14 protein-coding genes are annotated in these 15222 nt (G+C 66.9%); 8 read left to right on the top strand and 6 right to left on the bottom strand.

Annotated features, from left to right (window positions below; all coding sequences use genetic code 11):
* Positions 1–5: 5 nt before the first annotated feature.
* Positions 6–1568, bottom strand: coding sequence for an oligopeptide:H+ symporter (locus tag RZA67_RS06180; protein WP_317211760.1), 1563 nt, complete (start codon positions 1566–1568; stop codon positions 6–8).
* A 131-nt stretch (positions 1569–1699) separates the two neighbouring features.
* On the opposite strand from RZA67_RS06180, the gene RZA67_RS06175 reads away from it, so the two are divergent.
* Positions 1700–2518, top strand: coding sequence for an endonuclease/exonuclease/phosphatase family protein (locus RZA67_RS06175; protein ID WP_317211759.1), 819 nt, complete (start codon positions 1700–1702; stop codon positions 2516–2518).
* A 100-nt stretch (positions 2519–2618) separates the two neighbouring features.
* Here the strand turns inward: RZA67_RS06175 and RZA67_RS06170 are convergent, their stop codons facing one another.
* Positions 2619–3230, bottom strand: coding sequence for a superoxide dismutase (locus RZA67_RS06170; RefSeq protein WP_317211758.1), 612 nt, complete (start codon positions 3228–3230; stop codon positions 2619–2621).
* A gap of 198 nt (positions 3231–3428) precedes the next feature.
* On the opposite strand from RZA67_RS06170, the gene RZA67_RS06165 reads away from it, so the two are divergent.
* Both RZA67_RS06165 and RZA67_RS06160 read left to right on the top strand, forming a co-directional pair.
* Positions 3429–3881, top strand: coding sequence for a ribonuclease domain-containing protein (locus RZA67_RS06165; protein WP_317211756.1), 453 nt, complete (start codon positions 3429–3431; stop codon positions 3879–3881).
* The gene (locus tag RZA67_RS06160; RefSeq protein WP_317211755.1) at positions 3871–4287 is read left to right on the top strand and encodes a barstar family protein; all 417 of its coding nucleotides are present in this window, start codon (positions 3871–3873) and stop codon (positions 4285–4287) included. The genes RZA67_RS06165 and RZA67_RS06160 overlap by 11 nt, the downstream gene beginning before the upstream one ends.
* Before the next feature lie 32 nt (positions 4288–4319).
* On the opposite strand, the gene RZA67_RS06155 is transcribed toward RZA67_RS06160, so the two are convergent.
* Entirely contained in the window at positions 4320–6023 is a 1704-nt protein-coding gene (locus tag RZA67_RS06155; RefSeq protein ID WP_317211754.1) for a hypothetical protein, read from the bottom strand.
* Between the two features lie 12 nt (positions 6024–6035).
* Positions 6036–6635: an NfuA family Fe-S biogenesis protein gene (locus tag RZA67_RS06150; protein ID WP_317211753.1), complete on the bottom strand. Its 600-nt coding sequence runs from the start codon at positions 6633–6635 to the stop codon at positions 6036–6038.
* A 93-nt stretch (positions 6636–6728) separates the two neighbouring features.
* Between RZA67_RS06150 and RZA67_RS06145 the strand changes: the two genes are divergently transcribed.
* The 4 genes from RZA67_RS06145 to RZA67_RS06130 all read left to right on the top strand — a co-directional run bounded on the left by RZA67_RS06145 (position 6729) and on the right by RZA67_RS06130 (position 9324).
* Positions 6729–7070, top strand: a complete 342-nt coding sequence (locus RZA67_RS06145) for a 4a-hydroxytetrahydrobiopterin dehydratase (RefSeq protein ID WP_317211752.1) — start codon at positions 6729–6731, stop codon at positions 7068–7070.
* 23 nt (positions 7071–7093) lie between these two features.
* A complete protein-coding gene (locus RZA67_RS06140; protein ID WP_317213923.1) occupies positions 7094–7492 on the top strand; it encodes an energy transducer TonB in 399 nt (132 codons plus the stop codon).
* Between the two features lie 91 nt (positions 7493–7583).
* Positions 7584–8390: a zinc transporter ZupT gene (gene zupT / locus RZA67_RS06135; protein ID WP_317211751.1), complete on the top strand. Its 807-nt coding sequence runs from the start codon at positions 7584–7586 to the stop codon at positions 8388–8390.
* 130 nt (positions 8391–8520) lie between these two features.
* The gene (locus tag RZA67_RS06130; RefSeq protein ID WP_317211750.1) at positions 8521–9324 is read left to right on the top strand and encodes a serine protease; all 804 of its coding nucleotides are present in this window, start codon (positions 8521–8523) and stop codon (positions 9322–9324) included.
* A gap of 184 nt (positions 9325–9508) precedes the next feature.
* On the opposite strand, the gene RZA67_RS06125 is transcribed toward RZA67_RS06130, so the two are convergent.
* Complete coding sequence (locus RZA67_RS06125) at positions 9509–10483, bottom strand: RluA family pseudouridine synthase (protein ID WP_317211749.1); 975 nt, start codon at positions 10481–10483, stop codon at positions 9509–9511.
* A 407-nt stretch (positions 10484–10890) separates the two neighbouring features.
* Here RZA67_RS06125 and rne point away from each other — a divergent pair, with 407 nt between their 5' ends.
* Positions 10891–14046 (top strand): ribonuclease E, encoded by a 3156-nt coding sequence (gene rne, locus RZA67_RS06120; RefSeq protein ID WP_317211748.1) that lies wholly within the window; start codon positions 10891–10893, stop codon positions 14044–14046.
* 294 nt (positions 14047–14340) lie between these two features.
* On the opposite strand, the gene RZA67_RS06115 is transcribed toward rne, so the two are convergent.
* Positions 14341–15219: an endonuclease/exonuclease/phosphatase family protein gene (locus tag RZA67_RS06115; protein WP_317211747.1), complete on the bottom strand. Its 879-nt coding sequence runs from the start codon at positions 15217–15219 to the stop codon at positions 14341–14343.
* Between the last annotated feature and the right edge of the window lie 3 nt (positions 15220–15222).

Below are 15222 nucleotides of genomic sequence, written 5' to 3'. Positions count from 1 at the left end.
CAGGCTCAGGCAGTGCGGTAGTTGTCGACCATGCGGTAGCGGCGCGCATACCAGCCAAAGGCCAGTGCCGCCACGAACGCGAAGCCGGCGAAGAAGAACATCAGAAAGGCCGCTTCGCTCAAGCCTGTGCTGGCGATCTGGTGGGTCACCGTGTCATTGCGGACGGCCGCATTGGACAGCAGCACCCACAGGTTGCCGATGGTGGTGGTCAGGTTCCAGAAGCTCATCACCACGCCCTTCATCGCCTGCGGCGCCTGGCTGTACGCAAACTCCAGGCCGGTGGCTGACACCAGCACTTCACCGAAGGTAAGCAGCGCGTACGGCAGCACCTGCCAGAAGATCGACATCGCGTTGCCGCCATCCATCACCACCTGGATGCCGCCGACCACGATCCAGGCCAGGCCGCTGAAGGCGATGCCGGCGGTCATGCGGCGCAGCGCGGTCGGCTCGAAGCCAAAGCGCCGCAGGGCCGGATAAAGCACCAGGTTGTTGAACGGAATCAGGATCATCACCAGCAGCGGGTTGAGCGCCTGCATCTGCGAGGCGGTGAACCAGCTCGGCATCTGCATCTGCTGGCCCTGCAGCACCCAGGTGGAGGCTTTCTGGTCAAACAGCGAGAAGAACGGTGTGGTCAGGGCGAAGATCACCAGCACACGCAGTACCGCGCGCACACCCTCCACTGCCTCGGCCGGGTGCACGGCGCGGGCACGGTCCAGCTGCATCCAGGTACCGCCGCCGATGCCGGCCAGGATCGCCACCAGCGCCAGGCAAAGGCAGATCACAATGCCCAGCGAGCCGACCAGCGCGAACGACGCCGCAGCCAGCACCAGCCCCGCAATGGCGATCACCAGTCCCGGGCGCCCGCGGCCTTCCACGCGCGCGGTCAGTGCCGTACGCACCACATTGGCGAACGAATGCGGGTCCTTCGGCGGCAGCGGCACCAGCACATAGCGCTTGCGACCCATCCAGAACACGAACGTCGCCACGAACATCAGGATGCCCGGAATGCCGAAGGCCCACTGCGGACCCCAGTTCTTGAGCACCAGCGGAATCAGCAGCGAGGCGAACAGCGAGCCGAAGTTGATGATCCAGTAGAACGCGTCGAACACCAGTTTGGCCAGGTGCTTGTTGCCCTGGTCGAACTGGTCACCCATGAACGAGGCCACCAGCGGCTTGATGCCACCAGCACCGAGCGCGATCAGACCCAGACCGACGAAGAAGCCCTGGCGGCTGTTCTCGAACAGCGCAAGACACAGGTGCCCCGCGCAGTAGATCAGGCTGAACCACAGAATGGTGTGGTACTTGCCAAAAAACCTGTCGGCCAGCCAGCCACCGAGCAGCGGGAAGAAATACACGCCGATCATGAAGCTGTGCATGATGTCCTTGGCCTCGCCCGCCCGTCCTTCGGCGGTGATCTCCTGCAGCAGCAGCGAGGTGATCAGGAACTGCACCAGGATGTTGCGCATGCCGTAGAAACTGAAGCGCTCGCAGGCCTCGTTGCCGATGATGTAGGGGATCTGGCCCGGCATGGAGGCCTTGCCCGAAGGGGCGGCTGCGTTGGTGCTCATCCTGTACGGCTTTCCTGCGACACGAAAGCGCAAAGGGTACCGGAACGGGCGCCCTTTGCGCACGCTGCCGCGCCGCACGGACCGTCGGCGGAGTCACAGCACCTGCACGCGAGCTTAGTAAACTTATCGTTATGCGCGCGTTTTTTTCACCCCTGTTGCTGGTCACGTTGAGCCTGCTGGCCATTCCCGCGCGGGCACAGCCACAGACGCCGCCCGCTGCGCTGCCGTCCCTGAGTGTGGCTTCGCTGGAACTTCCCGCTGCCGATGGCCCCGAATGGCAGCAGCGCCGCGAGCAGATCGTCGAACTGCTGGCCACCCTGCGCCCGGACGTGCTGGCCATCCATGCGCAGCTGCAGGAACAGGGCCGCAGCCCGGCCTGTTGGTTGGCCCGGCGCCTTCGCTACAGCTGCGATTTCGTCACGCCCGACCGTCCCAGCCAGGCGCAGCGGCACGGCATTGCCATGCTCAGCCGGCTGAGCATCAGCGAGGACGGGGTGACCCTGCTGCACCCACCGGGTCGCTACAGCGCCGCCGGCATGATGCGGGTAACGGTTGGCGAGCAGCCGGTGAACATCTACATGGTGCAGCTGCGCCCCGAGCAGGATGACGTCGCCAGCAGACGCCATCAGAGCAACGACCTGCGCATCTGGATCGAAGCGACCAGCAGCGGCCTGCCCAGCGTGGTGGCCGGCGAGTTCTCGGCCGCCACCGGCGAGCTGGTCGGCAGCCTGCCGGGCTTCCAGCCCTCGCGGCGCAACCCGGCGCCACGCGGCACACCGTCCGGCCCCGCCAGTGCCGCCGAACGTGGCCATGGCCTGGACGTGCTGTACCAGGTCAAACAGTTCGGCGGCCTGCGCCAGCAGCGCGTGGAACTGCCGGCGCAGGGCGAGCTGCCGGCCCTGCGGCTGGGCACGCTGGCCGTGCTGGAGCTGCAACCGGCCAGTCTGTAGCCGTGCGGCATACTGGTTCCGGCCAGCGGGTCTGGTGACGCTGAAACAGAAGCGGCCGGGCATTGCTGCCCGGCCGCTGTTGCGCATCATCAGCCTGCGATCAGGCGATGGCGTCCTGGTAACGACGCTCGACTTCGTTCCAGTCGATGACGTTGAAGAATGCGCCGATGTACTCGGGGCGACGGTTCTGGTACTTCAGGTAGTACGCGTGCTCCCACACGTCCAGCGCGAGGATCGGCGTGTTGCCATCCATCAGCGGGCTGTCCTGGTTACCGCTGCTCTCAACCACGAGCTTCTTGTCCGGGGTCACGCTCAGCCATGCCCAGCCGCTGCCGAAGCGGGTCAGTGCGGCCTTGGTGAACGCCTCCTTGAACTTTTCAAAGCCGCCAAGCTCTGCGTCGATCGCCTTGGCCACCGCACCGCCCGGGTTGCCGCCGGCGTTGGGCGCCATCACCGTCCAGAACAGCGAGTGGTTGGCGTGGCCGCCACCGTTGTTGCGCACGACGCCCTGCAGGTTTTCCGGCAGTGACTTCGTCTTGCGCACCAGCTCTTCAACCGGCAGGTCGGCGAATTCGGTGCCTTCCAGTGCCGCGTTGACGTTGTTGATGTAGGTCTGGTGATGCTTGCTGTGATGGATTTCCATCGTGGCCGCATCGATGTGCGGCTCCAGCGCGTCGTAGGCGTAAGGCAGCTTGGGCAGGGTATAGGCCATGGTGCATCTCCTGATAACGGGGCACCCGACGCATCGTCGGGTGTTGCGGGTGGAAGATGGGGACAGGCGTCGAGTTTACCAAGGGGGATGTAAAGGAAACTTCGTGCTGGCACTGACACGGCAGCTACGCATCGCTTCCTTATTCCGGGTGCAGTTGGCGCGCGCTAGAGTGCACGCACGCCATCAACCGAAGCCTTCATGCGCAATCCCAGACTCCTGCTCACTGCCGCTGCATTGCTGGTGGTGGGCCTGCTGACCAACCACTACCTGCAGAAGCCACCGGCGCCGCGCTTCGCACCGGACCTGGGCACGGCTGCCGTGCATGCACCAGCCGAGGCGACACGTCCCGCTGCCCTGCCCGCGTTCCTGCCGGCCGAAGCCGCACGGACCATCGTGCTGATACAGCGAGGCGGACCGTTCCCCCACCGCCAGGACGGCACCGTGTTCGGCAACCGTGAGCAGCGCCTGCCGCAGCGGCCGCGCGGCTATTATCGCGAGTACACCGTCCCCACGCCTGGCGCCTCCAACCGCGGCGCCAGGCGCATCATCACCGGGGGAAAGCCGGTGGAGACCTGGTATTACACCGCTGACCATTACCAGACCTTCCGCAGTTTCAGCGTTCCTGCCCTGGAGGGTACTGATGAACCATGATGCACTTGGCCTCGGCCTGCATGACATCAACAATGCCGGCGTCTATGCCATCGGCAACGGCGACGTGGCGCCGCTGGCCGCTGCGATGCGCGCGGCAGGCCTGCGCGTGGCGCGCGTGGACCTGCACGGCGTGGTCGACAAGCGCACCCTGCTGGCACGACTGGCGGCGCAGCTGGATTTCCCCGTTGGCTTTGGCGGCAACTGGGATGCGCTGGCCGACAACCTGCGCGACCTGGCCTGGCTGCCCACAGGCGGCGGCCATGCACTGTTCCTGGACGATGTCGATGCCCTGCGGGCAACCGCACCGGCGGTGTTCGACGCCCTGCTGGATGTGCTGGACGATGCCTGCCACTACTGGGTGGAGCAGGACGTGCCGTTCTGGGCGTTCATCGCCGAGGCGGGTTGAATCCAGCCCCGATGCCGGCTGACAGCGCCTGACTACTCCTCCTGGTACTCCGGCTTGAACGGGATATCCGGTGGTGGGCGGGCGATGGCGGGCTGGTCCTGCATGTTCGGGTCGGTCAGACCACAGCCACCGCCGAACTGCAGCACCGATATCACACAGGAGATCTTCGTGCCGCTGCCAGGCAGCGGAATCTCGATGGCCTTGATGCCTTTGCGCACCCATTCGGCCAGCAGTGATTCGTTGGGTACCCAGTACTTGTCGAACGAGGTCGGGGTGTAATCGTACGGGGGACGTTTGAGCCAAGTGCCGGACTGGGCGATGCGGTCCCGGCTCCAGCCATCCTTCTCGCCGCCAGGCGCGCCACGCTCGCCGGGTCCGTCGCCTGGCGGGCTCGCCACACGTACCGAGCCGTCTGCATTGAACAGGCCTTGGCTGGCACCGCGCGCGGCACTGGTCTGTGTGCCCGCGGTGGCGCCGTCGCGGCTACGCGCGGCCGCGCCCCAGTCATCGCCGCGCGCGGGTGTGGCCCAGTTGCCAGTATCAGGTGCCGGCCGCGCGGCCGCGCGCGGGGCACTGCTGTTCACGGCAGGCGCAGCGGCCGCTGCAGCAGCCGGCGGCGCGGCGGTCGCGGCCGGCGTCGGCCGGGCCGTCACGCTGCGCTCGCGCACGGCGGTGCCCGCCTGGGGCAAGGCCGGGGCGGTGATAGACGGGGCGGCACGTGCGGGCATGCTGGGAGGTTGAACGGCGGGCGGCGCTTCCACCTGCCGCTCGCGCACAGTCAGCTCGCGCGATGGCACGGCGACGTCCGGCCGCGGCGCCGGACGCAATGCGGATACCGCCGGTGCGTTCAACGGCGCGGTCACCTCACGTTCGCGCACCTCCAGCGGTGCGGGCTGGCTCGAGGGAACGGCTACCTCAGGCAATGACACCGACGGCAGCACCGGAGTCGGGGCCGGTGGTTGCAGCGCGACCGTGCGCTCACGCACGGCGGGCGCGGCCGGCACTGCTATCGCGCGCACATCGCGCTGTGGCACGGTCATCGGTGGCACGACAAAGCTCGAGGTGGCTTCGGCCACTTCCGTGGCCTGCAGCGGCGAGGAAGCAGGCTCGGCTTCAGGCACCACCGGCGCATCGGCGATGGCGGGCGGCGGCGGCGCTGTCTGGCTGCTGACGGCAGCGGCGGCAGGCTGCGACCCGGTCGGCGCATCGGTCTGCGATGGGCGCACAACGCCTGCTGCTGCGGCCGCGACGGCGGGCTCGGCAGCAGCGACCGCAGGCTCAGGCGCGCCGCCGTCCTGCGAACCTTGTCCGACAAACTCGACCTGCACGCGTTCACCTTCGCCGCCCTGCTCCGGCGTCTGTGGCGGGCGGATCACGGCCACCCATAGCAAGGCCAGCGCAAACAGCAGGTGCAGCAGCAGGCTGGTGGCCGCCGCGCCCCGGCGCATCCAGCGCTGGTCATGGGGGGCCTTGTCCCAGCCCTGCCAGAACAGGCGCCGGAACGCCTGCACAAAACCCAGCGCAGGCAAGCGCCCCTGCGCCGGCGCACGTGGCTGGGCCGATAGATGCGCCACCAGCGCTTCGGCCGGGCTCGGCCGGGGCAGCGGTGCGAGCCCTCGCGCGCGCAACCATATCGCCCAGCCGTAAGGCAGTCGCGTGTGCTTTTCCAGAATGAGCGGATGCTGCTGGCGTGCCAGCAGCTGCTCGATCAGTTCAGACGCCCGGCGCGAGGCCACGCAGGCGGGCGGTCAGGCAGCGTTGCCGCGAGGAATGTAAGGCGCGTGCCCACCATCATGGTCGGTCGCGTCACGCACAGCGGTCACACCAGGCACGCGGCCCATCAAGGTCTTCTCGATGCCCTGCTTGAGCGTGACATCGGCCATGCCGCAACCCTGGCAGCCCCCACCGAAACGCAGCAGCACCACACCGTCGGCAGATACTTCCTGCACCGCGACCTTGCCGCCATGCGAGGCAAGCTGCGGGTTGACCTCGTTCTCCACCACCCAGTGCACGCGCTCGACCAGCGAGGCGGCCTCACCCGGGGCCTCGCCCTTGATGCGCGGCGCCTTGATGGTCAACTGCTGGCCACCAGCGGTACCGGCCACGATATCGATCTCGGCGCCATCCATCCACGCCACGCTGGTGGCTGCCACATAGAGGGTGAAGCCATCGCAGTCCACAGCCCATTCGTCGCCCAGCAGGTCGGCCGGCTCGGCAAATTCCAGGCGTGCATCGGCCGACGGCGTGCCAGGATCGACCGCGCTCAGACGCACACCCATGCCGGGCACGCCTTCGCGTTCGATCAACTTGCGGAAATGGGTCTGGGCGGTGTTGGAAATCTGGATCATCGGGCTATTCTAACTAAATAGTGGAATGCGCTCATGGCCCTTATACACCCTGTGGCGCATTGTTCAGTCAACGATTTGCACGTGGAGAGCGGCATGAACGATCTGGTCCCCCTGGCGCTGGCACACTGTGTCCCGCGGCGCGGCAACGAGCACCGCCTGGGTCAGGCACGGCTGGCTGAGCTGCTGCCGCAGGTCCCGGGCTGGGAGCTGGCCGAGCAGGGTCAGGCGCTGGTGCGCACATTCCGCTTCAAGGACTACCACCACACGATGGCATTCGTGAACGCGCTGGCCTTCGTTGCCCATCGCGAAGATCACCATCCCGACCTCGGTGTTCACTACGACCGCGCAGTGGTGCGCTTCTCCACCCACGATGTGGGTGGGCTAAGCGAGAACGACTTCATCTGCGCCGCCAAAGCGTCCGCCCTTACGGAGTAATGCCCATGCACCTGCGCCTGATCATGACCGCCGCCACCGCCAGCCTGCTCTTGGCAGCCTGCGGCGGACCCGGCACCCCGGCCGCCCCGGCGGTACCACCTACCGACGTGGCGGCGGTCAAGACGCCGCCGCCCACCTACCCGATCGAACTGGCCTGCATGGGCGTGGGGGGCACAAGCACGCTGAAGGTGGTGGTCGGTGCGGACGGCAAGCCAAGTGAGGTCAGCCAGGTCGCCAGCAGCGGCAATCCGCAGCTGGACGAGCTGGCCCGCACGGCCGTGCAGGGATGGCAGTTCAACGCCGCCACCCGCAACGGTGAAAAAGTACCGGCCACGATCCAGGTCCCGGTCAGCTTCAACCCGCCGCAGCCGCGCCCGGATGAATGCTTCGCCGTGGAAGAGCGCGTGCGTCGCGGCGGCTGAGCCACGCTTCTTCGAGGCCAGCCCGCGCCCGCCTCTCTCTTGATCCCCGGCTTGGCCGGGGCTGTAACCCGATGAAAAATGGTGCGGGCGCATGCAGATCACACCCGAAAATGTATGGATCGCCTTGGCGGTCACCCTTGCAGCCGGCCTGGCCACCACCCTCGGCAGCCTGATGGTTGTGTTCTCGCGCCGGCCCAACCCGCGCCTGCTGGCGTTCGGGCTGGCCTTTGCCGGCGGCGCGATGGTGTACGTATCGCTGTCGGAAATCCTCAATAAATCCATTGCGTCCTTCGCCCTCAGCTATGGCGAACGCATTGGCTTTGCATATGGTACGGCCGCCTTCCTGCTCGGCATGGCGGCGATCGTGTTGATCGACCACTTCATCCCGAATCCGCACGAGAGCCTGGACAAGCAGGACCCGGCATTCCAGCAGAACAATGCCGCCTACATCCGCCGGGTCGGTCTGCTTACCGCGGTGGCGATTACCGCGCACAATTTTCCCGAAGGGCTGGCAACCTTCTTTGCCACGCTGGAGAGCCCCTCGGTGGGCATGCCACTGGCCTTTGCCATTGCCATCCACAACATACCCGAAGGCATTGCGATCGCCGTGCCGGTCTATTTCGCCACCCAGAACAAGCTGTACGCAGTGGGCGCCAGCCTGCTCTCCGGCCTGGCCGAGCCGGTGGGTGCGGTGATCGGCTACTTCCTGCTGCACGATTCACTGTCCCACGCCACCTTCGGCTGGGTGTTCGGGCTGATCGCCGGGGTGATGGTGTTCCTGGCGCTGGACGAGCTGCTGCCGGCGGCAAAGCGCTATGCCAAGGGCCACGAAACGGTATATGGGCTGGTGGCGGGCATGGGCACGCTGGCGATCAGTCTGGTGCTGTTCAGATGGTGAGACGGAATGCGCCGCACGCTTGCGGGGCGCGTGAGTAACGCTGCAAAACCTGCGCGGCGCGGCCTGGGTCACACCCGTCGCGCAACGGTGCGCGTGTAATGCCCGCTCCATCCCCCCCGGTCCCTCAGCCATGCGCCTCAGACACCTCACAGCGTTCCTGTTCGCCCTCCCCTGCCTGCTGCTGCCCCTTCTCGGAGACGCAGCCACGCCCAGCCCACGGATCATCGGTGGCGAGGACGCACCGGAAGGGCGTTATCCGTTCATGGTCAGCCTGCAGGTACCCGAGATCGACGGCCCGACGCCACGCGACAAGCACTATTGCGGCGGCACCCTGATCGCCCCCTCCTGGGTCCTGCTGGCCAACCATTGCTTTGTTACAAATGCCAAGCGCTGGACCATCCGCCTGGGCAGTACCGACCTCAATGATCCCAACGCGCGTGAGCTGGAGATCGCCAGCATCCATCGCCCCGGACCGTTTGACTTCGACCGCGACATCGCGCTCGTGCGCCTGGCCACGCCGGTCTCCGATGTCACCCCGGTTCGTCTGATCGGCGTCGCAGGTTCCGGCTATGAAGCACCTGGCTACCCGATGATGGCCGTCGGCTGGGGCGCCTCAGGCGCTGACCAGGTCCCCGAGCGACTGCAGCATGTCCAGGTGCCGTTCATTGCGCTGGCGCAATGCCAGGCCATGTGGGGAGACTCAGCACTGCATCCGGAGAACGCGATGTGCGCGGGCACGCCGACGCGCGGCGCCTGCGGTGGCGATTCCGGTGGCCCATTGCTGGTCAACGATGGGCAAGGCTGGATCCAGCTCGGCATCGTTTCGCGCGGCCCGCGCGGCTGCGTCAACCGGCCCAAGCCGAGTGTGTTCATGCGGTTGGCGGGCCCGGAGATTCACGGGTTCATCCAGCAGACGCTGGCAGACAACCCCTGAGCGGCGTGTCAGCATGGTTGACGATGGGACACCGCTGACAGACAGGCCGACCGCCGGGAAGTGACGAGCGTTGGTTGCCTGGCAGAGGCAGACGATGAGGCACGAGCGTGACGACCAACGGTCGTCACCTACCAAGGGAGCGGCCCGCGTGACGACCCATCGGCGTCGCCGGGCGGGCCTTGGCTTACTTCAGACGGTCCAGCGCCTCGGCCAACTCATCGGCCAGCGGGGCGTTGAGCACGTACGGGGTTTTGCCGGCGTCCAGAGCGAACTCCAGCGACGCGGCGTGCAGGAACAGCCGCTTCAGCCCGATCTGCTCACGAAGCCGCTTGTTGACGGCTGGATCGCCGTACTTGTCGTCTCCAGCGACGGCGTGATGGATGTGCTGGGCGTGCGCCCGGATCTGATGGGTGCGCCCGGTTTCAATGCGTACCTCACAGTACGAGTGCCCGCCGCGGCGCTCCAGCACGCGGAAATGACTGATGGACTCCTTGCCGATCGGGTTGACCTGCACGTGGCGCTCCCCCCCTTGGCGCAGGCCGACGTGCAGCGGTGCATCAACGGTCATCGTGCCGTCAGGCATGCGCCCCACCAGCAGGGTGAGGTAGCGCTTGCGGATGCCGGCCCCGTGATCCTCGCGCAGCAAGGCCTGCAGCTCGCTGAGCGCCGAGCGCTTCTTGGCCACGATCAGCAGACCGGAGGTATCGCGGTCCAGCCGATGCACCAGCTCAAGCGTCTGGCCGGGTCGCAAAGCGCGCAGGGTCTCGATGGCCCCGAAGCTGATGCCGCTGCCACCGTGGCTGGCCACGCCGGAGGGCTTGTTCAGCGCGAGCAGGCGCGCGTCCTCGAAGACGATGGCCTGCTCCAGCCTGCGCATGAAGGACTCGGGCGGGCCGGCCTTGTCTCCCTCTTCGCTGAGACGAACCGGGGGCACGCGCACTTCATCGCCGGCCTCCAGCTTGCGCTCGGCCTTCGCTCTGCCCCCGTTGACCCGCACCTGGCCGCTGCGCACGAGCTTGTAGACAAGGCTGCGCGGGGCGCCTTTGAGCTGGCCCAGCAGGAAATTGTCCAGCCGCTGGCCGGCACGGTCCTCAGGAACCGTGATCATCTTCACTGAAGGCTTGTCCGCAGACGTTTTCGAGGGGTCAGGTGCATTCATCAGTCAGTTTATTCTGTTACACTCGGGGGGCGAGATAAGGGTTTGATTTCGTTGGAAGTTACTCAGGGCCAGAAGCCTGGCTTCCGACGAATCCGGCACAGTGCGCAACCACCGCCCGCGGGGCGGCCATGTTAGCGGCTCACCGGCGTTCCCGGCCATCGCCGATTGCCTGACAAGCAGTCGCGCTGAACATGTCCCGTGTGGCGCTCCAGCTCAGCTGACAGCGGCCGCCGGCCCTGCAACACCCAAAAAACCAGAAGAACTGAGCGCTCCCGCGGCCTGCCGTGGTGTCGTAGCGCTGGAAACCAGGGGGCCCTCCCCGCGCATGCGCGAATGGGCCACCAACCGTATCCAGAGGCGAAACCCCATGGTGTTCCGCGCGGTAGCCGCTTGCGAGGAACGCAACAATGAAGCGAATGCTGATCAACGCCACGCAGGCTGAAGAGCTGCGGGTTGCCATCGTCGATGGACAGGCGCTGTACGACATCGACATCGAACAGCCGTCAAAGGAACAGAAAAAGTCGAACATCTACAAGGGCCGCATCTTCCGCATCGAGCCGTCGCTCGAAGCGGCGTTTGTCGAATACGGCGGCGGCCGCCATGGCTTCCTGCCGCTGAAGGAAATCTCCCGCGACTACTTCCAGGCCGGGGTTGACCACAACAAGGCCACCATCCGCGAGCTGCTCAAGGAAGGCCAGGAAGTGGTGGTGCAGGTCGACAAGGAAGAACGCGGCAACAAGGGCGCTGCCCTGACCACGTTCATCTCGCTGGCCGGCCGCTACATGGTGCTGATGCCCAACTCGCCCACCGCCGGTGGCGTGTCGCGCCGCATCGAGGGCGAGGACCGTGCTGCGCTGAAGGATGCGCTGGACAAGCTGAACATCCCCGATGACATGGGCGTCATCATCCGCACCGCCGGCGTCGGGCGCGACGCCGAAGAGCTGCAGTGGGATCTGGATTACCTGCTCAACGTCTGGCGCGCCATTGCCGAAGCCGCACTGAGCAGGCCGGCTCCGTTCCTGATCTACCAGGAATCGCGCCTGATCGTGCGCGCCCTGCGTGACTACCTGCGCGCCGACATCGGCGAGATCCTCGTGGACACCGAGGAAATGTACGAGCACGCCCGCGAGTTCATGCAGCAGGTGATGCCGCAGACCCTGCGCAAGCTCAAGCATTACAAGGACGACATCCCGCTGTTCAACCGCTTCCAGATCGAATCGCAGATCGAAGGTGCCTACGAGCGCAACGTGCGCCTGCCGTCGGGCGGCTCGATCGTGGTCGACCAGACCGAGGCGCTGACCGCCGTAGACGTCAACTCCTCGCGCGCCACCAAGGGCAGCGACATCGAGGACACCGCGTTCCAGACCAATCTGGAAGCGGCCGAGGAAGTGGCCCGCCAGCTGCGCCTGCGCGACCTGGGTGGCCTGGTGGTCATCGACTTCATCGACATGGCCTCCAACAAGCACCAGCGCGAAGTGGAAAACCGCCTGGCCAACGCGCTCAAGTACGACCGCGCCCGCGTGCAGGTTGGCCGCATCTCGCGCTTCGGCCTGCTGGAAATGAGTCGCCAGCGTCTGCGCCCGAGTCTGGGTGAGTCGAGCCAGCTGGTCTGCCCGCGCTGTGAAGGCCACGGCCGCATGCGCAGCGTGGAGTCGCTGTCGCTGTCGATCATCCGCGTGGCCGAAGAGCATGCGATGAAGGAGAACACCGGACAGGTGCTGGTGCAGGCCCCGGTGGAGATCGCCAACTACCTGCTCAACGAAAAGCGCAGCGCGCTGCGTGAAATCGAACAGCGCCATGAGGCGCCGATCGTGATCGTTGCCGACGAGCAGCTGCACACCCCGCACTACACCGTGACCCGCCTGCGCGAGAACGAGCTGGGCGAAGAGAGTGGAAAGCCGAGCTATCAGCGCGGCACGCCGCGCAAGTTGCCGGTGCACGCGCTGACCAAGGGCCAGCTGAACATTCCGCCGCCGGCGGTGACCCAGGTGCAGCACTCCTCGCCCGCCCCGGTTCGCGCCGAGCCGGCGCCGCAGCCGGCACCCGCCCCGCAGCCGGCGCCGGTGGCTGTCGCCCCCGCTGCCAGCGGCGGCGTGGTCGGCTGGCTCAAGCGCATCTTCGGCGGCGAACCCGCACCGGCCGCCGCGCCGGCACCAGCCGCACGCCCGAGCCAGGACGGTGGCCGCCGCGAGCAGCGTGGCAAGGACCGCAACAAGGACCGCAAGGAACGTCGCGACGAGAACCGTGCTAACGGCCAGAACGGTCAGAGCCAGGGCCGCAAGGAGCGCGGCGAGCGCAAGGAAGACCGTCGGCAGAACGGTGCCAACGGCAACGGACAGAAGCACGAGCAGGTCCAGAAGCAGGAGCCCGCAGCCAAGGCCGAACCGAAGCAGGAGCAGAAGCAGGGCCAGGGCAAGCAGCGCAATGAACAGCGCGGCGAGCACGGCCAGCCGCAGCCGAAGCTGAAGCAGCCGCGTCAGCCGCGTGCCGCACAGGATGCCGACAAGGCGGCCAATGAGAAGCCGCAGCGAGGCCCCGCGCCTGAGGCGATCGATACCGCGCCGGTCGTGGCCGCTGCTGCTGCCGTGGTGCAGGGCACCGCACCGGTAGCCCCGGTTGCTGAGGCTTCCGCTCCCACCGTCGCTTCGGTGCCCGCAGCCACAGCCGCGCCTGCAGATGCAGCGCAGGGTGAAGACACTGCCGTGGTGGCCGCAGCCGAGGTCACTGCCGAAGGCGCTGACAGCACTGACGCCGGTGCCGAGGCCGGCGTCAATGGAGAAGGCGGCGCCCGCCGTCGTCGCGGCCGTCGTGGCGGTCGTCGTCGTCGTCGCGGCAATGCCGAGAACGCAGGGGGTGTCGACGAACTGGGTCATGACGACGACGGCAGCGATGACGCTGACGACGGCGAAATCGATGCGGCGGTCACCGATGTGGCTGCACTTGAGCAGGCACAGGCCACGTCGAAGCCCGCTCGCAGCCAGCCGGAATTCGACTTTGATGACGAAGGCGAAACTGCAGCACCGGTCGCCCCGGTTCGTACCAGGGCCGAACCGCGTGCCGCCGTTGCTGCGGTCCCGGTCCCCAGCATCGAGCGCCCCGCGCCGATCGAACGTCCGACGGTGGCTGACGCCCCGGCCGACTCCCAGACCCCGGAGATGGTCGGTGCCCCGGTCGTGGCCGAGCCTCCGAAGGTGATCGATGCTCCGGTGATCGCTGACGCGCCGAAGGTGGCTGACGCCCCTGTCGCGGTGGAGACCCCGAAGGTGGTGGACGCCCCGGCTGTGGTCGAGACCCCGACGGTCGTTGACGCCCCGGCTGTGGTCGAGACCCCGACGGTGGTCGACGCCCCGGTAGCGGTGGAGAGCCCGAAGGTGGTCGACGCCCCGGTAGCGGTTGAGAGCCCGAAGGTGGTCGACGCCCCGGCTGAGGTGGAGACGCCGAAGGCGGCCGAAGTCCCCGTGCAGGCCAGCATTCTCGATGCCATCGATGCCGCTTCGCCAGCCGAGGAAGCAGCCGCGACCGTCGTTGAAGAAGACGAGGAAAAGCACAAGCCGAACGTCTGATCCGGCATGTGTTGAATGGAAACGGCGGGGATCACACGATCCCCGCCGTTTTCGTGTGTGCACGACCGCGCGCAACGCGGCAGGCAGAGGCTGTGACGACCAACGGTCGTCACCTACCGGAGCCGCCGCACGGTAGGGCCGACCCCACGGTCGGCTCCCGCGCCCAGCGCGGCACGCAGAAGCCGTGACGACCAACGTTGCGCCGGTCATCCTGACCAGCGCCCTTCGGGCCGGCGCACGCGCCGTCAGCAACGGCTCCTGCCGTTGCTTGCGTCAGCTGCCACCGCGACGAGGTCAGGGGGTCGGTGCGAACTGCAGGCGCGTCCACACGCCGTAATGGTCCGATGCCCAGCGTCCATCGTCGCCGGGTTGATCGAACAACAGCCGCGCTTCGCGCGCCAGCAGCGTGTCCTGCTGGAAGAACACGTGGTCGATGCGCGATGGGGCCTGGTAGTAGTGCCTGTTCAACGTACTCACCGTCGCCAGTTCGTTGTTCACATGCACGCTGCCGTAGCTGTCGCCGTACTGGCTGCGCAGCTCACTCAGATCGCTGGCGTCGACAAGCGCATTGAAATCGCCCGCGATCACCACCGGGCCACCCGATGCGGTGGCGGTGATGTAACGCAGCAGGTCCTCGACCTGGCTGCGCCGGATCGCCTGTCCTGCCGTATCGCTGCGTTCATTGAGGTGGGTGGCATAGACGTTAACCGCACGCCCTTCCACGTCGATGCGCAGGTGCGCCACCGTGCGGTAATCGGTCAGCGGCTGCAGCAGATGCTCACCGCGCGCCAGCACCGGGCGACGGGTCAGCAGCGCGTTGCCGTAGCGCTTGCGCGCACCGGGCGGATCGGTGGATACAAACACATAGCGGTAACCCAGCTCAGCGGCCAGCCATTGCGCCTGGTTGCGCACCCGCGGCTTCTCGATCACTTCCTGCAACGCGATCGCATCAGGCTGCAGGCGCTTGAGCTCGGCCAGAATGATCCGCCGCCGCTGTGGCCAGTTCTCGCGATCGTGGTGCAGATTGAACGTCACCATGTCCAGCGTGGGCGATGGCACCTGCGTGGACGCTACGGCCGCAGCCGGCCGCGCCGGTGCGGCCGATGCCTGCAGCGCCGACGGCAACCACGCCACCGCCAGCAGAGCCGACACCCACAGCGCGCTGCACTTCATCCC

The organism is Stenotrophomonas sp. C3(2023) (assembly GCF_032911385.1).
GTDB lineage: Bacteria > Pseudomonadota > Gammaproteobacteria > Xanthomonadales > Xanthomonadaceae > Stenotrophomonas.
The sequence above is the reverse complement of the archived record's forward strand: the minus strand, read 5'-3'. Positions and strand labels throughout refer to the sequence as shown.